Below are 18,711 nucleotides of genomic sequence, written 5' to 3'. Positions count from 1 at the left end.
CTTATCCTTCCAGACTTGCCCCCACACAGGCGAAAAAGAAGCGTTCCGGCAGGCGACTGTAAATCTGGGCGGCTTTTTCCAGGCCGGTGCAATGGGATACCCCCAGGCGTTCTATCTGGTAGTGCTCCAACACCTTGATGGTGGCTTCAAATTGATCGGTACTGGAAAAGCCCAGGTGAGTTCCTCCGAGAACGGCATAAATCCGCTCACGACCCAATTGCTGCAGAACGTGGTTGATGATGTTGACCATTCCGGCATGGGCACAGCCGAGCACCAGAATGAGCCCTTTATCTGAATCGATTACCAGTGACAGGTCGTCACGGAGGGGGTCGGGGTGGAGTTTTTCGCCGGTACTGGTGAAGGCGGTCATGTTGTCATCCCCGGTTTCAAAGGCGGTCTGCCGGGGAATTTCGCCGGTCAGATAGATGGAAGGCCCCACCTCAACCATTTCCCGATTGAGAACAAAATGAGCCCCCAACGATTCCAGGTAACTCCGTTGATAGGGGATGCCAATAAATCGCTGGTGCTCACCTTCGGCACCCCAGAACCGTTCGAGAAACATCTCCGGATGGCCGTAGACGTCCACGGGTCCACGACGCTGGAGAACCGCCGGCAGGCCGCCGGTGTGGTCATAATGACCGTGGCTGATCATGATACTGTCGATTGTTTGTAAATTTTTCTGCAGCACGGTGGCATTTTGGATGATGCCCAGACCTTGGCCGGTATCGAAGAGATACGTGCCGTGATCAGTTTCGATATGACAGGCAAAGCCATGTTCGCCGATGCCGCCAAAAGGAATGCCCACCGAATTTTCACAGAGAATTGTAAGTCGGGTTTTCATCTGCCGCCCCATTCTGTTTGGATTTTTTTAACCAGCTGATAATGACCTAAAATTTCGCGGGTGTCAACCGCTAGAGATGGTTTTAGATCAGAATAGGGAGGACTTGAGGGTTGTGGTGGTTATGGCTGCCTTTCAACCACGATGGCGTTGTAACAACTCCATTGTCTTCGTTTCGCTGTAATGTGCGTCCTTGCGGCGTCCTTTTATGGGCACCGCAGTCCTCAGGTTTTTCCGGCCGGAATCCTGAGCTTTTACGATGCTATTCGGCTTGTGAAAGGGGTTGCCGGTCGTTAACCAGCCGTCACCAGCGATCGGGGACCGATTCATCTTGATGGTCGTCTGTCTTGTTCAACGGGTGGAGAGAAAGCTGATTTCATAAAGGTTTTCTGTCAGTCCTTGAGATGCCAGGTTTCTATCCCATGTGCTTTTGGCGCGGTGGCACCGGTCTCTGCTGGTTATTTCCCCTTTCCTATGATATTTCAACGGTTCTAAGGAGTCTGGGATGAGAACGATGCGGAAAATGATATTTCGCGGCCTGGTGAATGGCCTTCGCACCACCTGGGATCTGGCGATCATCATTGTTCCCGTGTATCTGCTGGTATTTTTATTGCAGCAGACAGCCATATTGTCGAGGATTGGCACTGCATGTCGGCCGTTGATGGCCATGATGGGGTTGCCTGGCGAGGCGGCCATGGGGGTGGTGCTGGGCAACCTGCTGAATCTCTATGCAGCTATTGGTGCGGTCTCGCCGCTGGCGTTGGAAACCTCGCAGATAACGGTTTTTGCCCTGTTGCTGCTCATTTCTCACAGTTTGGTGGTGGAAACGGCGGTCAGCAGGAAGGTGGGCATTGTTGCCTGGCCCTATGTGGTGCTGCGGCTTGGTGTTGGATTTATTGTTGCAGTTATCTTGCATCGCTGCTGGTTGGCTGGCTAGGGGAGGTCGAGGATGACCGTTGCGGAGATCATTTATGAAGGTTTGCTGGGCAGCCTGAAGCAGGTTTGGCAGATTGCCTTGATTGTGGTGCCGTTGATGGTGGGAATGCAGATTCTTGAAGATCTGCAGATCCTGCACAGAGTTGCCGTCAGACTGGAAAAGGTGGTCCGCTATATCGGTCTTTCCGGTCGCGGTGCTTTTCCTCTGGTCGTCGGGCTGGTGTTTGGCCTGGCTTACGGGGCAGGATTGATTATTCACAGTGCCCGTCGGGGGCAGTTGGGCAAAGATGAGCTGATTCTTATCATGACCTTTCTGTCCATCAACCATGCGGTGTTTGAAGATACCCTGCTCTTTGTCGCCATCGGTGCCAACGGCCCCCTGCTGCTCGTTATCCGCTTCATTATTTCTCTGGCGGTGACGGCGTTGCTGGCCGGCTTTTTCCGGTGGCGCCGTCGGGAGCTGATTGCTGGTGATGAATAAATATCCTTTTAAGCGGTTGGTTACCTGACGCATCGGTTTCAGGGTGATTCTCGGCGGCCAACCAGGGAGCTGGCAGGGATGATCGGCGATAATGAGTGGGTAATCCTGCTGCAAAGCGTATGCATCCGGCAGGTGAGAGAGCCAAACTTCATGAGAACGGCCGGCAAAAAGCCGGCCGTTCTCATGAAGTTATGGGGTGAGGATTGGCTAGTCAGATGGTGACGGGTTGACGATCTTGAGGGTCAGACCGGTAACCGAACAGTGAATGGGGGTTCGACGCCAGAGGGGGTCGCCGCTGCAGGCAGCATCGAGCATCGCCTGCCAGCCGGAGCAGCCCCTGCAAACACCGAAATCCGCCTGCAGGCAGGGGGGGGAAGCGCCCGGGGTGATGACTGCAACCTTAAAAGCATTATTTTTTTCTGTCACTGGCAGCTCCTCTCACAGGACTATTGTAGGTCATAGTTTGCCAAGTCCGGTGAGCACCTTTTCCGGGGTTATGGGCAAATCCATGCAGCGGTAGCCGGTGGCATGGTAGACCGCATCAGCAATCGCCGGCGCGGTGGGGGAAACCAGCCCTTCCCCGGCTTCCTTGGCCCCGAAGGGGCCGTCCGGTTCGTAGGTGTCCACATGGACCGATTTCCCCGGCGGCATATCTTCGGCACAGGGGATTTTATAATCAAGAAATGTTGTGGTCAGGGTTTTCCCTTCCTTCATGACAAACTGTTCACTGAGGGCATAACCGAGGCCCATGTGGACAGAACCTTCAAGCTGACCCTCCACCGACATGGGGTTGATGGGCGTGCCGCAGTCATGGGCGGTGTTCATTTCCTCAACTTCAATGGCTCCGGTTTCCAGATCCACCTTTACCTCGGCCACCTGGGCGCCGAAGCTGAAGGCCGGGGTTACCAGGCCCTTGTTGCGCGGCGTATAGGAGCCGTAGCCGATAACAGGGTCGCCGCGCTTGGCCCGTTGGGCGAGCCGCACGGCTTCACCAAAGGGGATGCCCCGGTCAGGACGGTTTTTCGGATAGATCCGTCCGTCTCTGCAGGTGAGGTCATGGATGACATTGAGATCAAACTGCATGGAGACGACGCTGAACAACTGGTCTTTAATCTCTTCAGCTGCTTTCCGCACCGCGTTGCCGGCCATCAAGGTTACCCGACTGCCCCAGGTTCCCAGGTCTGCTTGGGGGGTGACCGCGGTATCGGCGGCAGTCAGGCGGATATCTTTGATGGTTAACCCCAGTTCTTCGGCAAGAATCTGGCGCAGTACCGTATCACAACCTTGACCGATATCCGAAGCCATGGTCAGCAGGTGAACAGTGCCGTCATCGAAGGCCCGCACTTCGGCCCGGGTAAAATTATAACGGGTGTTGAACCAGTTGAAGACGCCACCGGAGATGAAGCTGTAACAGCCGATGCCGATGCCGTGCCCTTTTTTCAGGGATTGCCGCTTTTCCCGCCAGTTGGTCATTTCGGCAACCTTCAGCAGGGATTCCTTGAACCCGCAGCTGGAAATCTTGGCAACCCCGGGAATTTCATCGCCGGTTTCCATGGCGTTTTTCAGCCTGATATCCAGCGGGTCGATGCCCAGCCGCTCAGCGGCGATGTTCATCTGGGTTTCCGCCACAAAAAGGGCCTGGGGGGCGCCGAAGCCGCGCATGGCGCCGGCTGGTGGCTTGTTGGTGTAAACATGGTAGCCCTGATAGCGATAGTTGGGATAGCGGTAGAGCATGCCGCCGAAATTGCCGCAGAGAAAGGCCGCGGTCGGCCCCATGCTGTTATAGGCGCCACCATCCAGATAGGCGGTGAACTCCTTGGCGACAATGGTGCCGTCCTTTTTGAAGCCGACCTTTGATTTAATGGTCATGGGGTGGCGCCGACGGCCGGTGGCCAGCTCTTCACCCCGGGTCAGGGTGAATTTCACCGGCCGGCCGGTTTCCCGAGCCATGAAGGCGGCGGCAAATTCCCACTTGCGCAGCTCCATTTTGCCACCGAAACCACCACCCACAAACGGTTTGATAACCCGGATATCATTTTCCCGCATACCCAGGGTCTGGGCCAGCAGGCACTGGACAAAATAGGGAGTCTGGGTTGACGTCCAGATGGTCAGACGGCCATCGTGGTCATATTCCGCCACGCAGGAGCAGGGTTCCATATACGCATGGCTGGTGGCATGAACGGTAAACTCCTGGTCGAGGATCAGATCGGATTCGGCAAAGCCCTTTTCCAGGTTGCCATAGTCAATTTTACGGCTCAGGCTGATGTTGTCAGGGTTCCGTTCGTGCAGCACCGGGGCACCTTCGGCCAGCGAATCAGCGACACAAAAGGAGCCTGGCAGCTCTTCGTAGTCAACTTTGATGAGGGATAAGGCTTCTTCGGCGATATCCTTATCAATGGCTGCAACCGCTGCAACCTCATCGCCAATGAAGCGCACTTTGTCGACGGCCAGTGGCAATTCATCCTGACTTTCCGGTACCAGCCGCCAGTTGCCGAAGGGGATTTTAAGGGTGTCCTGACCGGTGATGACGCACTTGACGCCCGGCAGCTGCCGGGCCTTGCTTACATCGATGTTGCTGATGGTGGCATGGGCCACCGGACTGCGCAGCAGCTTGCCATGCAGCATGCCGGGAAGAATAATATCATCAGCATACTGGGCTGCACCAACCGCCTTTATGCGGCCATCAGCCCGGGGGAGACTGTGTCCCACTACAGAATATGTCTTACTCATCGTTTCCTCTCTGGTGTTGGCTTATCTGATTCATGTTCATCCGGGAAAAAGCCGTTTCTGCCGGGATACTGACTAGCTCTTGGTTCCGGTTGCCAGATGGCAGGCTTCCGACAACGCCCGTTTCGTCAATACGGCGACCATCAGCTTGCGATACTCTTTTGAGGCGCGAACGTCGGAAATGGGCGATGCTTCGCCTGCCGCCAGCTCTCCCGCTTCTTCAATTGTTTCAGAATGGAGAGCCTTTCCCTGGAGAAAAGCGGCAGTCTTGGTGGCCTGCAGCGGGGTGGGGCCGACAGCACCGAGACAGATGCGGGCCTGCTGACAGGTGCCGTCAGCATCCAATTGCAGCATGGCGGCGACATTGACTGCCGCGATATCCACTTTGGAGCGCCGTGAAATTTTCTGGTAGCTGACGCCACTGGAAGCCGGCAGCGGCGGAACGAGGATTGCCGTGGCTATTTCGCCCGATTCCAAGGCGGTACGACCGGGGCCGAGGAAGAATTCAGACAGCGGTATTTCCCGTTCACCGTTGGCTGAAATCGTCTTGATGGATGCCCCGTGGACCATCAAGGAGGGAATGTTGTCCGCCGATGGTGAAGCATTGCACACATTACCCATGACGGTACCCATGTTGCGGATCTGAACGGTTGCCGTTGCGTTGGCAGCCCGTGCCAGCATGGGATAATGTTCCTGGATTGCCGGGTTGTTGACCACCTCGGCGAGCAGTGCCATGGCGCCGAGCTTCAGGCCGGCAGTAGGTGTATATGAGACCTCAGCCAAACCGGGGATTTTGCCAAGGGCCATGAGATAGGCTGGTTTTAAAGCATGTTGTGCCAGGCGAACCATGAGGTCGGTGCCGCCGGCCTTGATTTTTATGGTACCCTGATGGTTGGCCAGCAGCTGACAGGCTTCTTCAAGACTGTCCGGGGCCAGGTAGGTGAACTTTGGTAAAGACACGGGAGCATCTCCTGAATTTGAGGTGATGGCGGTCTTGGTGCCGCCAAGCATTATGCTGATGATGAAACTTTTCGGTTGTTCAAAACGACTTTTGTCTGCAAGCAGCTAATGCTGGTTCATTTTATCGGCAGCATCCTTGATGGCGTCGACAATTTTGTTGTAGCCGGTACAGCGGCACAGATTGCCCGAGAGGCCAGCGCGAATTTCCTTTTCTGTTGGTTGTGGATTCTGCTTCAGGAGATAGGCACTGGACATGATCATTCCGGGGGTGCAGTAGCCGCATTGAATCGCCCCTTTTTCAATGAAAGATTCCTGAATGGGATGCAGCTCCTCGCTATTGGGGGCCATGCCTTCGATGGTGGTGATCCGGCGGTCAACCGCCTCAACGGCCAGGGTGAGGCAGGAGCTAACCGACTTGCCGTCAATCAGTACCGTGCAGGCGCCGCAGTCGCCGGTGCCGCAGCCCAACTTGGTTCCGGTCAGCTTCAAATCTTCCCGGAGAACCTCATTGAGGGTCCGCCACGGGTGGACTGCCAGTTCATAGCAGTCACCATTGATGTTGAGGGTAATGACCTGTTTCATAGATACCTCCTGGATTTAACGGTTTTTCACCGATATTATTTCAGCCATAATGCTGATGGCAATTTCTTCTGGTGTCTGGGCGCCGATCTCCAGCCCGATGGGAGAATGGATAGCCTCAATTTCAGCTACTGGATAGCCGTCATCCACCAAGCGCTCCTTGACCTTGGTGGTCCGTCGCCGGCTGCCAATCATTCCCAGGTAGGCATAAGGCAGGCCGAGGAGCTGACGCAGCAGCAGGTCATCATGCCGATGTTCCCGGGTAATGAGGACAAAATAGGTGGTCATGGAAGGAGCTACAAGATTTTTAACCGCATCCATGGGTGCGGTGAGTACCTTTTTTGCCTTGGGAAACCGGCCGGGATCAGCAAACTCATCCCGGTCATCAATAACGGTCGTTGCAAACCCGCACCAGGAGGCCATCTCAACCAGTGGAATTGCCAGATGACCGGCCCCGAAAATAACCATCTGCGGCGGTGGCAGCAGGGGGGTGACCATCAGCTGCTGTCCGTCAAGCTCCTGCAGGCCAGGTTGCTGCTCTTTTTTCCAGGCTGTGAGCAGTGTTTCCACCGACAACGGCAGGTTCCCGGCGCTGGTTGATTGCCCGGTGGCCGGTTCATAGGTCACAATGCCGCCGCCGGGATATTCAAAAAGCATCAGCGTCAGTCCCTGTTCAAGGGCGTTGGCAATCTGTTTGGCAGGTTTCCTGTAATCTTCGGGGGACCAGAAGGCGATAGCAGTTTGAAACCAGCCGCCGCAGATCGCTGGCGAGTCCAGCCCCTGTTCCCCGGCCAGAGAAGTGGTGGTAACAAGGCTTTGACGGCTGCTGATTGCCCGACGGGCTTGGGCAATGATCTCATACTCGCCAATTCCCCCGCCAATGGTTCCGTCAATGGTTCCGTCAGCCCGGACCAGCATGCGGGTTCCTACTCCCCGCGGAACGGAGCCGTGCTTGTCGATAATTGTGCAGACGGCAATCCCTGCCGGTTCTGCCGCAAGGATTGTTGCAAGGGTTTCCCAGGAAAATTCCATTATCGGTTTTTTTACCTTCGGCTGCGCAGATTAAGCGGTGCTTGTCAGAGTTAAGCAATAAATAGACCAATGGCCCTATGCTTATATGTGTTTACCACCACGCGGCGGATTCATCCAGGACAAAAAACTTTTGGTGGCCAATAACTGTTTGTGCAGGGTTGTTTGCCGGCTTCCCATGCCTGATGGTGCTTTTTGAGCATCTATTGATGGCTTCGCAGCAACCCCCTCTTTTATGTTGTGCTGCACCCTTCGTCACTGGGTTGTCATCTCCTATGCGCCTCATCCCTCAGGTTTTGCGTACCGCAACTCTTGAGTCGCTACTGTGCCATCCGGTTTCCGAGGGGTTTTGCCGGTTGCCACACGTTCATGCTTATTGGCTCCCAACGGCGGCAAGTCAGCCGGTAGGGGTTATGCCAGCGACTCTTTGAAGAGCTGCTTGTAGGTTTCCCAGGTGTCAATGTCTTGTCGGCCCGAATGCCTTGAAACGTTGATGGCATGGGCTTGCGCAAAATGTTTTTGGATAAAAGGGCGAATGCCAGTTTCACCGCTTAAAGATAAAATTTCACCGATATGGTGCTGCCAGAGCAGGTAGGGATGGGCCGGCCTGTCATGCACTGTGGCAATGATCAGTGGCTGTTCCTGGGTCAGGGTTTCCGCCGCCCCGACAAACTGGCTGAGGATTTCCGGTGTGATAAACGGCATATCCCCGAGCAGCACCAGAATGCCCTCGTTCGTCGCGTCATTTGATAAAAAACGCAGACCCTCGGTGATTGAGCTGAACATACCCTGCTGCCAGGCCCGGTTTCTGATGACGTTGACTGTTGACAGAGCTGATTCCATGGTTTTGGTAATGGCGTCGTAATGGGCACCAAGTACCACATGAATCCTGGCCAAGCCGGGAGTTTTTTTGACGGTGGCCAGAACAGAACCCAGGATGGTGTTGTTCCTCCCCCACGGCAGGAGCTGCTTGGGCTGCCCGAACCGGCGGGCTTCCCCGGCCGCTACGATCAGTGCCGACAGCTGTACAGAAGTGCCTTTGGTTGCTGGTTGAGCCAAGGAAGTTTACCCCATTGTCTCCCCACAGCGCCGGTGATGGCCGGGGGGTTCAGCTTTTCGCAATCCGCCTGACATTAGGTCCTGGCCATGGAGAAGGCTGAACGGAAAGAACTTTTGCTTGCCGGAAATTTCCGGTTTTCGTCTGGCAACCACGGCATGGAGGCATGGTATGCTTTTGGGTTTTCCGGATGCTGGTTTAGTAGAGCATTTGTCAGGGAATGTCAACAAGATGAAATCACTAATCGGCTTTTCGCCTTGACAGCATGGTGATTCTCTGTTAGACAATTTAGTTCTGAAATTCTTGTATGTTACCTGAAATTTTTCCTATTGGAGAGGTGCCCGAGAGGCCGAAGGGGCACGATTGGAAATCGTGTGTACTTAACGGTACCGTGGGTTCGAATCCCACCCTCTCCGCCAGCTGGTTTTATCCCCATGGATGATAACCAGGTCCTGTGCAACAGAGACAGTGTAAACTCCGTCAGGTCCGGAAGGAAGCAGCGGTAGCATTGCTCGCTGTGTGCCGCAGGGGAGCCTGGTTATCATCCATGGGGATAAGACTTTTTTGGAGATGAGTGTGTCCGTGGCAGATGGCCAGGTGTATCAGGTTTTAGCCCGTAAATGGCGTCCCCAAAGTTTTGCTGACCTTGCCGGCCTGCAGCATATTGCCCAGACTCTGCAGAATGCCATTCGGGCAAAGCGGGTGGCGCATGCTTTTGTGTTTACCGGTTCCCGGGGGGTTGGCAAAACCTCGGCGGCGAGGATTCTGGCAAAATGTCTGAACTGCCTGACCGGGCCAAGTCCTGAGCCGTGCAATCAGTGTGAAAGCTGTGTGGCGATTACCGCCGGCAGCAGTCCGGATGTTATCGAGATTGATGGCGCCTCCAACCGGGGGATCAATGAAATTCGTCAGTTACGGGAGAACGTTGGCTATCTGCCGCAGATTTCGGCATATAAGATTTACATTATTGACGAAGTTCACATGCTGACCACCGAGGCCTTTAACGCGCTGTTAAAGACACTCGAAGAGCCTCCCGATCATGTCAAGTTTATCCTTGCGACCACTGAACCGCACAAAATACCCATTACCATCCTTTCACGTTGCCAGCGCTATGATTTTGGCCGCTTATCTGCAGCCGTGATTGAGGCGACCATTGAGCATATTGCTGCCAGGGAGGGTTGGGAGATCGAGCCTGCTGCCATCCAGTTGCTGGCCAGGGAGGCGGAAGGGAGCATGCGGGATGCTCTGAGTGTTCTGGATCAGGTTGTTGCTTTTTCCAGTGGCCCAATACGTGTGGATGACGTTCGCCTGACCTTGGGGGTGGTAGATTCCCGGCACTGCTTTGCCTTGGTGCAGGCGCTGGTTGACCGCCAGATGCCGACGGCTTTGCAGCAGGTCATGATGCTGGAGAAGGCCGGCATCGACATGAAGCGGTTTGCCAAGGACTTTCTTCTCTATCTGCGCAATCTGGTTCTTTTGAAGTTGTCTCCGGAGCTGGAAGATCTGGTGGAAGCAGCACCGGAAGAGCGTCAGCAGATCATCACCCTGGCAAAACGGGCCAACTTTTCCTACTGGCAGCAGATTTTTGACCTTTTTCAGGAGCAGTATGCTGCTTTGCTGGCGGCTAATCTGCCTCGCCTTACGTTTGAAATGACCTTGGTGCGCATGGGGATGGCCCGAGACCTGGAACCACTGGAAACCCTTATTGATCGATTGCGGGGCATGCCCCAGCCGGCTGCCGACGCCATCTCCCCTGGGCTGGATGTCGTGGAGGTCCATGAGCAGGATCCTGGCTATGGTCGAGAAGTGGAGGGGCAGGAGCAGTTCCGTCCCGTCGATTTTGCCACCGGCCAACCGGCATGGCCAGCAGTGCTTGAGGCCCTGCGCCCGGTGGTGCCGGTAATCAGTTCCCTGTTGGAAGATTCTCGTCTTTTGCGCTGGGAAGGGGAGCAGTTGGAAATAGGCTTGCCGGCGTATGCCTATTCCCTGATGCGTGATGACGAAAAAGAAGCAAGGCTATGCAGCCAGCTCCAGGAGATAACCGGTATCTCCGTGCAGGTGACGTTGAGTCGTTTGCCGGAAAATGATCCGGCAGCTCCGGCGGTCCAGGGAAAAAGTGTCCGATCAGGAGCTCAGCAGATCAATAAGCAGGCTGTTATCAATGATGATATGGTCCGCTGTTTGGTGGACACCTTTGATGCCAGCATTGAGGAGATCAGGCAGCACACTTGATCTTCGTGGGATTTGTCGGGGGATGATTTTTTAACGATGGAGGATGTAACGATGGCGAAGGGAATGGGTAACTTGCTCAAACAGGCCCAGCAGATGCAGGCCAAAATGGCAAAAATACAGGAAGAAGTGGGGGCTAAAACGGTGGAGGCAACGGCCGGCGGCGGCATGGTGACGGTGGTTGCCAATGGAAAACAGGAGATTATCTCCATTGCCATTGAGCCTCAGGTGGTTGACCCCGATGATATTGAGATGCTGCAGGATCTGGTTGTTGCCGCGGCCAATAAGGCGTTAAAGGAAGCAGGGGAGATGATGGCTGCTGAGTTGGGAAAAGTAACCGGCGGCATTAAAGTTCCGGGACTGACCCTGTAAGAATGAAGCGGATTGAATGCCCATGAATTCTCAAGAAATCTTCACCCTTAGCGATGCTCATGTTGCCCCTACCTACCGGCGCTATCCCGTGGCGTTGGTCCGTGGTCGGGGGATGAAGCTCTGGGATGCGGATGGTCGGGAATACCTTGATTTTCTCGCCGGGATTGCCGTCTGCAATCTGGGCCATTGCCATTCCCTGGTTACCCATGCCATTGCCGAGCAGGCCAAGAGATTGCTTCACGTTTCCAATCTGTATTATATAGAGCCGCAGGCCAGTCTGGCGGCGGAGCTTTGCTGCAAATCGTTTGCGCAAAAAGTTTTTTTCTGTAATTCCGGGGCGGAGGCGAATGAAGCGGCGATTAAGCTCGCCCGGCGTTATGGCCATGAGGTTCGGGGTGTTGCTGAAGGCGAAATTATCACCATGCAGCGCTCATTTCATGGTCGGACGATGGCTACTCTTTCGGCTACCGGACAAGAAAAGATCCAGCTTGGTTACCAGCCGCTGCTGACAGGTTTTACCTATGTGCCCTTTGATGATCCCCAGGCGGTGGTCAGGGCGATTACCAGTAAAACCTGTGCCGTTATGGTTGAGCCGGTCCAGGGAGAGGGCGGAGTTGTTGTTCCTCGGCCCGGTTATCTGCAGGAGCTGCGCCGCATCTGTGATGATCATGGTCTTCTGCTTATCCTGGATGAGGTTCAGACCGGGTTGGGGCGGACCGGCCGGCTGTTTGCCCATCAGCACAGCGGCATGACGCCGGACATTATGACGCTGGCCAAGGCCCTGGGAGCTGGTTTTCCCATCGGTGCGATGCTGGCCACCGACAAGGTCGCCAACATCTTTGGTCCCGGCAGTCATGCTTCGACATTTGGTGGCAATCCCTTGGCCTGCAGCGCGGCTCTTGCCTCCTTGAAGGCCATTGACACCGATGATATTCTGGCTAATTGCCAGCGGCAGGGAGTCTATCTGACGGGACGCCTTGAGACGCTGAGAGAGCGCCATGCCTGTATCAAGGAGATAAGGGGGCTTGGCCTGATGGTGGGAGTTGATCTCGGGGTTCCGGTGGGGGATATTATTCAACGCTGTCTGGAACGGGGCATTCTGGTTGGGCCGGCCGGTGAGCAGACGCTGCGCCTGACCCCCCCCCTGATTGTCACTGAAGCGGACATTGAGACGTTGATGACGGTCCTTGATGAGGTGCTGCCATGAGCAGGAAAAACAAGGATTTCCTTGATTTATACAGTTGGCCGGCAGGGGATTTGCGGGATGTTTTGTCCCTAGCCACGGTACTGAAGGCCGAGCGTTTACCGCGTCGTTCACGACTTGCTGGCAGGACGCTGGCAATGATTTTTGAAAAAGCTTCCACGAGAACCAGAGTTTCTTTTGAAGTGGGTATGTTCCAGCTTGGAGGGCAGGCACTTTTTCTCAGCCGCCATGATACCCAACTGGGGCGGGGGGAGCCCATTGAAGATACGGCCCGTGTTTTATCCCGTTATGTTGACGGGATCATGATCAGAACCTTTTCACAGGATGACGTTGTGTGCCTGGCCCGGCATGCCACCGTGCCGGTGATCAACGGGCTGACCGACCTGTTGCATCCCAGTCAGGTACTTGCCGATATCTTCACGATCCAGGAGCGGCTGGGCGAGATACGCTCGATGAAAGTTGCTTATATTGGTGACGGCAACAATATGGCCAACTCCTGGATCCATGGAGCGCTGCGTTTCGGTTTTGATTTGACCCTGGCGTGTCCGGCTGGCTACCACCCTGATTCAGCCATCATGGCATTGGCTGACAAGAGCCATGGGAGTACGATTAAGGTAGTGGCCGATCCGCTGGAAGCGGCCAGGGATGCCCAAGTGATTAATACCGATGTTTGGGCCAGCATGGGGCAGGAAGAAGAGGCCGCAGCCAGGCGCCAGGTTTTTGCCCCGTTTCAGGTTAACGATGCGTTGCTGGCCGTGGCTGACCCAGCAGCTATGGTGCTCCATTGCCTGCCTGCCCATCGTGGGGAGGAAATTTCCGCAGCGGTTTTTTCGCGTTTCCAGGAGCTTATTTTCACCCAGGCTGAAAACCGCCTGCATGTCCAGAAAGCACTGCTTGTTCGTTTATTAGGGGGAGAAGATGAAAGCCGTTAAAAAGATTGTTCTGGCTTATTCCGGTGGCTTGGATACCTCGGTCATCCTGAAATGGTTGAAAAACGAGTATCAATGTGAGGTGGTTGCCTATGCCGCCGAGCTCGGCCAGGGAAAAGAGCTTGCCGGGATAGAAGAGAAGGCGATGGCGACCGGTGCCAGTCAGGTGTTTGTTGATGATCTCCGGGATGAATTTGTCGCCGATTATGTTTTTCCCATGTTCCGTGGCAACGCCATTTATGAGGGAACCTATCTGCTGGGGACTTCCATTGCCCGGCCGCTGATTGCCAAGCGGCAGATCGAGATTGCCCGCCAGGTGGGGGCGGATGCCGTCGCCCATGGCGCTACCGGCAAGGGGAATGATCAGGTGCGTTTTGAACTTGCCTACCATGCCATGGAGCCCGGAATAACGGTTATTGCTCCGTGGCGGACCTGGGATCTCAACTCGCGGGAGAAGTTGATTGATTATGCCCGTCATAATGGCATTCCTATTCCGGTTTCCAAAGAAAAACCTTACAGCAGCGACCGGAATCTGCTGCACATCAGCTTTGAGGGAGGAGTGCTTGAGGATCCGTGGAACGAACCGCCGGAAGACATGTTTGTTCTTTCGGTTTCTCCTGAGCAGGCTCCCGATAGGGCAACCTATGTCGAAATTGACTTTCAGCATGGCGATCCGGTGGCGCTTGATGGTGAAAGGATGGGGCCGGCAGCATTGCTGCAGCGTCTTAACGAGCTGGGTGGGGAAAACGGTATCGGCCGGGTTGATCTGGTGGAAAATCGGTTCGTAGGCATGAAGTCACGCGGTGTCTACGAAACTCCCGGCGGTACCATCCTCTATCATGCGCACCGGGCGATGGAATCGATTACCATGGACCGGGAGGTGATGTTTTTGCGGGACTCCCTGGTGCCGGAATATGCCCGCCTGATCTATAATGGCTTCTGGTTTGCCCCTGAGCGGCTGGCCATGCAGACCCTTATCGACCATACGCAGCAGAACGTTTCAGGCACCGTCCGGGTAAAGCTGTATAAGGGCAACTGCATCGTGGTGGGGAGAAAATCACCCCAGAGTCTCTATAATCCGGAACTGGCCACCTTTGAGGAAGATACCGTCTATGACCAGCAGGATGCCGAGGGTTTTATCAAGTTGAATGCCCTGCGGCTGAAAGCCCAGTCTATCCTGGCCCGGGCCAGGGATTCCCGCTAGTCTGCCTGGTGTTCTACCTCAGAGTTGATGGATGAATCTCCAGGTGAAGCGTCTGATACCATTGGTCTGGATAGCGGGGCTGGTTATTATGCTGGATCAGGCGAGTAAAATACTGGCCCTGACCTACCTGTCACCGGTGTACCCGTTAAAGGTTATTGATGGTTGCTTTTCCCTGACGCTGGTGCTGAATTCAGGGGTTGCCTTTGGTCTTTTTTCCCAGGTTGCCGCAGCCTGGAAGTCTGCAGCCTTGCTGCTGCTTTCCGGGGTCACCGTCCTGCTGCTGATCTGGTATTATTGGCGGGAAAAGGAGATGCATTGGTTGATAACCACTGCCTTCAGCCTTGTTGTTGGCGGGGCGGTGGGCAATATGATCGACCGGGCCCGCTTGGGCAAAGTTGTTGATTTTCTCGATTTTTACTGGCACCACCACCACTGGCCGGCCTTTAACGTTGCCGATTCGGCTATTACCATAGGTGTGCTGCTGATGCTTGTGGCTACCTTCAGGCAGAATAGTTCTGATAATGCATCCAGTATTGATTAAATGGGGTGGGCTGACCATTCACACCTATGGCCTGTTGGTGGCAATCGGTTTTCTCATGGCCATGATCTATGCGGTACAGGCGGGAAAAAAAGAAGGACTAGCCCCCGATCTTATCTATGACCTTTTTTTTTATGCCCTGTTGTTTGCCATAATCGGCGCTAGAATCCTTTACGTTTTGATCAATAGTTCCTATTACCGTAGCCATCCCTTGGAGATCTTGTACATCTGGCAGGGAGGGCTGGTGTTCTACGGTGGCTTTCTCGCGGCGGTGGCCGCGGTTTATATCAAGCTGCGCATCCACCACCTTGCTGTTATGCAGGTGGCTGATATCGCTGCGCCGGCCCTGGCTTTGGCCCAGGCGATCGGCCGCCTTGGGTGCCTGGCTGCTGGTTGCTGTTATGGCGGTCACTGTGGTCTCCCTTTTGCGTTGATATTTTCCGATCCCGCCAGCCTCGCACCGTTGCACGTTGCCCTGCATCCGACCCAGATCTATCATGCGGTCGCCAACGGGCTGCTTTTTGTAATTCTGGCATGGCACCGCCATCATCGGTCTTTTGTTGGTCAGTCAGCTGTCCTCTATCTTCTTCTGTATCCCGTTGGGCGTTTTACCATTGAATTCTTTCGCGGCGATCAGCGGGGCGGCTGGTGGTTGTTCTCCACTTCCCAATGGATCAGTGTTGTCCTGTTTTTGTGCGGTCTTGCTCTCCTTGTCGCCTTGAAGGGTTTTGGAAAACCCGAGCCACCGGCCCATGGGGCGTAATGGCCGGTGCATTCGCTTGGTGATGCTAGCAACCTATTGTAATAAAAGATAAAATGTCCGTATCCATGGCTGCAACTTCTCTACTTCAGTTCTCACATCCCCTGTTGACGTGCAAGGAGGGGTTTATCTTGGCCTCCCTTTCCCCGCGTCGACAGGATTTGCTGCAGAATCTCGGCCTGGAATTCACGGTAATGGCTGCCGCCGTAGATGAATCAATGCATGCAGGGGAGATTCCTGCCCTCTATGTTCAGCGGTTGGCGGCGGCAAAGGCTGCTGCGGTTGCTGATCATCAAGGGGGCAACTGGGTGTTGGCTGCAGATACCATCGTTGTGCGTGATGATGGGGTGATGCTTGGTAAGCCACGATCAGCTTTGGAAGCTTGTGAAATGCTTGCCTCTCTCGCCGGAAGGTGGCATACAGTGTATACTGCTTTTACGATCATCCACCGGGGCAGAGGCGTTTCGCAGACGTCCATGGATCAAACCAGAGTCCGGCTGATGCCTCTGTCGCCGGCTTTAATAGCTGCCTACGTCGCAACCGGTGAGCCGATGGATAAAGCCGGCTCGTATGCGTTGCAGGGTATTGGCGGTTCTTTTATTGCCGATATTCATGGTTCTCCTTCAACGGTTATCGGTCTCCCGGTTCATCTGGTGGTTGCCGAATTGATGGATATGGGCGTTGTCGAGGTAGGCTGCCATGGAGCATAGTCATGATGGCCAGGGGCACGATTCGCTTGCAGCGCGTCTTGCTGCCGTGCAGCAAGAGATTGTGGCCGCCTGTCAGCGGGTGGCCCGGGACCCTGCTGATGTGACGCTGATTGCCGTTTCTAAAACGTTCAGCTGGGAGGAAATTCTGCCTGCTTACCGTTTGGGTATTCGCCATTTTGGTGAGAATTACATGCAGGACGCATTGCAAAAAATATCGCTGTCGGCCACCTATCCAGACCTGTGCTGGCATTTTATCGGTCATTTGCAGCGGAATAAAGTCCGTTTCTGGAGTTCCCGTTTTCATCTCTTCCATTGTCTCGATTCAGTGGCCCTGGCCAGGCTTCTGCAAAAAAAAGCCGAGCAGGATCAGGTTGTTACCTCAGTTCTTCTGCAAGTCAAGCTAGGGGATGAGGTGTCAAAATCAGGGGTGTTGCCGGCTGAGCTTCCCTTTTTCATGGAAGAGCTTGCCGGATTTCCGCGCCTGTCCGTTGGCGGTTTAATGACAATCCCCCCCTTTACGGTTGACCCGGAGCAAGGGCGAGCGTATTATCAGCAACTGCGCAACTTGCGTGATCGCCTGGTTGCCCGGGGATTGGCTGACCAGCGGGTATTTCGTCATCTTTCCATGGGAATGTCCCATGATTTTGTGGTGGCTGTGGAGGAGGGAGCGACGATGGTCAGGGTCGGTTCGGCAATTTTCGGCCCTCGTCAGCGGTGAATGCCATCAAGATTATCATGTCTGAAACTGATTATATGAGCGAGGTTGATAGTGAGTACAGAGAAACCATGGGGCGGCAGGTTTTCTGAGCGGACGGATAAACTGGTGGAAGATTTTACTGCTTCTATCGGCTTTGATCAGCGACTCTACCGCGAGGATATCCGGGGGAGCATTGCTCATTGCCGGATGCTGACTTCCTGTAAGGTTATCAGCTTGCAGGAGGGGGAGCAGATTATTGCCGGCCTGCAGGCCATCCTTAAGGAAATTGAAAGCGGTGAGTTTGTCTTTTCGGTGCCCCTGGAAGATATTCACATGAATATCGAATCCCGTTTGTCTGCCATGATCGGGGCGGAGTTGGCGGGCAAGTTGCATACCGCCCGCAGTCGCAACGACCAGGTAGCCCTTGATATTCGTCTCTACTTGAAAAAGGAGGTTCCGGAGATCAAGGAGTCGTTGCGTCAGCTGATTGGTGCCTTTATCGACCAGGCAGAGCGATCATTGCCGGTGGTCATGCCTGGTTTTACCCATCTGCAGCAGGCGCAGCCGGTGCTTTTTTCCCACCATTTGCTTGCCTATGTCGAGATGTTCGGGCGAGATTATGGCCGCCTGGAAAACCTTGAAAAGCAAAGTGACGTGTTGCCGTTAGGCGCTGGTGCCTTGGCTGGAACAAGTTTTGCCATTGACCGCCAGCAGGTAGCGGATGAACTTGGCTTTGCCGGACTGACTGCCAATAGCATGGATGCCGTCAGTGACCGTGACGGTGTGCTGGAGATGCTTTTTGCTGCAGCCTTGATCATGGTTCATCTTTCCCGTTTTTGTGAAGAGCTGGTTCTCTGGTCTACGGTGCAGTTTGACTTCATCTCCTTGGCAGATTCCTTCTGTACCGGCAGCAGCATTATGCCCCAGAAGAAAAACCCCGATGTTCCGGAATTGATTCGTGGCAAATGCGGCCGGGTGATCGGCTCGCTGGTTTCACTGCTGGTCACCATGAAAGCCCTGCCGCTGGCCTACAATAAGGATATGCAGGAGGATAAAGAGCCTCTCTTTGATGCCGTTGATACGGTCAAGGCATCGCTGGCAATTATGGCGCCATTGGTTGCGACCATGTCGGTTAAACAGCAAAAGATGGCTTCGCAGGCTGAAGCCGGGTTTTCAACCGCTACCGAAATAGCTGATTACCTGGTGCGCCGTGGGCTTCCTTTCCGCCAGGCACATGAGATTGTTGGCAATATTGTTGCCTCCTGTGTGGATAAAGGCCTGGCTTTCAGTGATCTTGGAGCCGATGACTGGCTGCGGTTTTCACCTTTTTTAGATGCTGGGGTTGAATCGTTGCTTTCCGCTGACGACGCCGTGCAAAGTAAGGATGTCTATGGCGGTACTGCCCGCCGGCAGGTATCCCTGCAACTTGAGCGGGTCAAGCAGTTGTGGCAAAAGGCGTAA

At 54.7% G+C, this 18,711-nt stretch carries 19 protein-coding genes, 1 tRNA gene and 1 other RNA gene; 14 read left to right on the top strand and 7 right to left on the bottom strand.

Translation table 11 applies throughout. The features are described from left to right. Window position 1 precedes the first annotated feature (1 nt). Window positions 2–841, bottom strand: a complete 840-nt coding sequence (locus tag JXO50_09810; protein MBN2333383.1) for an MBL fold metallo-hydrolase — start codon at window positions 839–841, stop codon at window positions 2–4. Window positions 842–1,352: 511 nt separating this feature from the next. On the opposite strand from JXO50_09810, the gene JXO50_09805 reads away from it, so the two are divergent. Continuing rightward, window positions 1,353–1,775 (top strand): nucleoside recognition protein, encoded by a 423-nt coding sequence (locus tag JXO50_09805; GenBank protein ID MBN2333382.1) that lies wholly within the window; start codon window positions 1,353–1,355, stop codon window positions 1,773–1,775. 12 nt (window positions 1,776–1,787) lie between these two features. Then, window positions 1,788–2,255: a nucleoside recognition protein gene (locus JXO50_09800; protein MBN2333381.1), complete on the top strand. Its 468-nt coding sequence runs from the start codon at window positions 1,788–1,790 to the stop codon at window positions 2,253–2,255. 207 nt (window positions 2,256–2,462) lie between these two features. Here JXO50_09800 and JXO50_09795 read toward each other — a convergent pair whose 3' ends face one another. The 6 genes from JXO50_09795 to JXO50_09770 all read right to left on the bottom strand — a co-directional run bounded on the left by JXO50_09795 (window position 2,463) and on the right by JXO50_09770 (window position 8,609). Continuing rightward, a complete protein-coding gene (locus tag JXO50_09795) occupies window positions 2,463–2,681 on the bottom strand; it encodes a hypothetical protein (protein MBN2333380.1) in 219 nt (72 codons plus the stop codon). A 30-nt stretch (window positions 2,682–2,711) separates the two neighbouring features. Continuing rightward, window positions 2,712–4,985, bottom strand: coding sequence for a molybdopterin-dependent oxidoreductase (locus JXO50_09790; GenBank protein ID MBN2333379.1), 2,274 nt, complete (start codon window positions 4,983–4,985; stop codon window positions 2,712–2,714). Window positions 4,986–5,057: 72 nt separating this feature from the next. Next, window positions 5,058–5,942 (bottom strand): xanthine dehydrogenase family protein subunit M, encoded by an 885-nt coding sequence (locus tag JXO50_09785; protein ID MBN2333378.1) that lies wholly within the window; start codon window positions 5,940–5,942, stop codon window positions 5,058–5,060. Window positions 5,943–6,047: 105 nt separating this feature from the next. Then, on the bottom strand, window positions 6,048–6,524 hold the full coding sequence (locus JXO50_09780) for a (2Fe-2S)-binding protein (GenBank protein MBN2333377.1): 477 nt from the start codon (window positions 6,522–6,524) through the stop codon (window positions 6,048–6,050). Window positions 6,525–6,539: 15 nt separating this feature from the next. Next, window positions 6,540–7,553 carry an XdhC family protein gene (locus JXO50_09775; protein ID MBN2333376.1) on the bottom strand — a complete coding sequence of 338 codons (1,014 nt, stop codon included), beginning with the start codon at window positions 7,551–7,553 and terminating at the stop codon, window positions 6,540–6,542. A 408-nt stretch (window positions 7,554–7,961) separates the two neighbouring features. Further along, entirely contained in the window at window positions 7,962–8,609 is a 648-nt protein-coding gene (locus JXO50_09770; protein MBN2333375.1) for a nucleotidyltransferase family protein, read from the bottom strand. Between the two features lie 329 nt (window positions 8,610–8,938). On the opposite strand from JXO50_09770, the gene JXO50_09765 reads away from it, so the two are divergent. The 12 genes from JXO50_09765 (at window position 8,939) to argH (ending at window position 18,711) form a co-directional block, all read left to right on the top strand. Then, window positions 8,939–9,026: transfer RNA gene (locus tag JXO50_09765), tRNA-Ser, on the top strand. Window positions 9,027–9,050: 24 nt separating this feature from the next. Further along, window positions 9,051–9,150, top strand: an RNA gene (gene ffs / locus JXO50_09760) — signal recognition particle sRNA small type. A gap of 27 nt (window positions 9,151–9,177) precedes the next feature. Beyond that, window positions 9,178–10,839, top strand: a complete 1,662-nt coding sequence (dnaX, locus tag JXO50_09755; GenBank protein ID MBN2333374.1) for a DNA polymerase III subunit gamma/tau — start codon at window positions 9,178–9,180, stop codon at window positions 10,837–10,839. A 51-nt stretch (window positions 10,840–10,890) separates the two neighbouring features. Next, the gene (locus JXO50_09750; GenBank protein ID MBN2333373.1) at window positions 10,891–11,208 is read left to right on the top strand and encodes a YbaB/EbfC family nucleoid-associated protein; all 318 of its coding nucleotides are present in this window, start codon (window positions 10,891–10,893) and stop codon (window positions 11,206–11,208) included. A 22-nt stretch (window positions 11,209–11,230) separates the two neighbouring features. Next, window positions 11,231–12,415, top strand: coding sequence for an acetylornithine transaminase (locus JXO50_09745; GenBank protein MBN2333372.1), 1,185 nt, complete (start codon window positions 11,231–11,233; stop codon window positions 12,413–12,415). Then, window positions 12,412–13,344 carry an ornithine carbamoyltransferase gene (argF, locus tag JXO50_09740; protein MBN2333371.1) on the top strand — a complete coding sequence of 311 codons (933 nt, stop codon included), beginning with the start codon at window positions 12,412–12,414 and terminating at the stop codon, window positions 13,342–13,344. The genes JXO50_09745 and argF overlap by 4 nt, the downstream gene beginning before the upstream one ends. After that, a complete protein-coding gene (locus JXO50_09735) occupies window positions 13,331–14,545 on the top strand; it encodes an argininosuccinate synthase (GenBank protein ID MBN2333370.1) in 1,215 nt (404 codons plus the stop codon). Before argF ends, JXO50_09735 begins: the two co-directional genes overlap by 14 nt. Before the next feature lie 43 nt (window positions 14,546–14,588). Beyond that, the gene (gene lspA, locus JXO50_09730; protein ID MBN2333369.1) at window positions 14,589–15,086 is read left to right on the top strand and encodes a signal peptidase II; all 498 of its coding nucleotides are present in this window, start codon (window positions 14,589–14,591) and stop codon (window positions 15,084–15,086) included. Then, window positions 15,079–15,846 carry a prolipoprotein diacylglyceryl transferase gene (gene lgt, locus JXO50_09725; protein ID MBN2333368.1) on the top strand — a complete coding sequence of 256 codons (768 nt, stop codon included), beginning with the start codon at window positions 15,079–15,081 and terminating at the stop codon, window positions 15,844–15,846. Before lspA ends, lgt begins: the two co-directional genes overlap by 8 nt. 65 nt (window positions 15,847–15,911) lie before the next feature. Further along, on the top strand, window positions 15,912–16,553 hold the full coding sequence (gene maf, locus JXO50_09720) for a septum formation protein Maf (GenBank protein MBN2333367.1): 642 nt from the start codon (window positions 15,912–15,914) through the stop codon (window positions 16,551–16,553). After that, window positions 16,543–17,271, top strand: coding sequence for a YggS family pyridoxal phosphate-dependent enzyme (locus JXO50_09715; protein ID MBN2333366.1), 729 nt, complete (start codon window positions 16,543–16,545; stop codon window positions 17,269–17,271). The genes maf and JXO50_09715 overlap by 11 nt, the downstream gene beginning before the upstream one ends. A gap of 51 nt (window positions 17,272–17,322) precedes the next feature. Next, window positions 17,323–18,711 (top strand): argininosuccinate lyase, encoded by a 1,389-nt coding sequence (gene argH, locus JXO50_09710; GenBank protein MBN2333365.1) that lies wholly within the window; start codon window positions 17,323–17,325, stop codon window positions 18,709–18,711.

The organism is Candidatus Anaeroferrophillus wilburensis, assembly GCA_016934315.1.
Taxonomy (GTDB): domain Bacteria; phylum Desulfobacterota; class Anaeroferrophillalia; order Anaeroferrophillales; family Anaeroferrophillaceae; genus Anaeroferrophillus; species Anaeroferrophillus wilburensis.
This window is presented reverse-complemented; position numbering and strand designations above follow the sequence as displayed.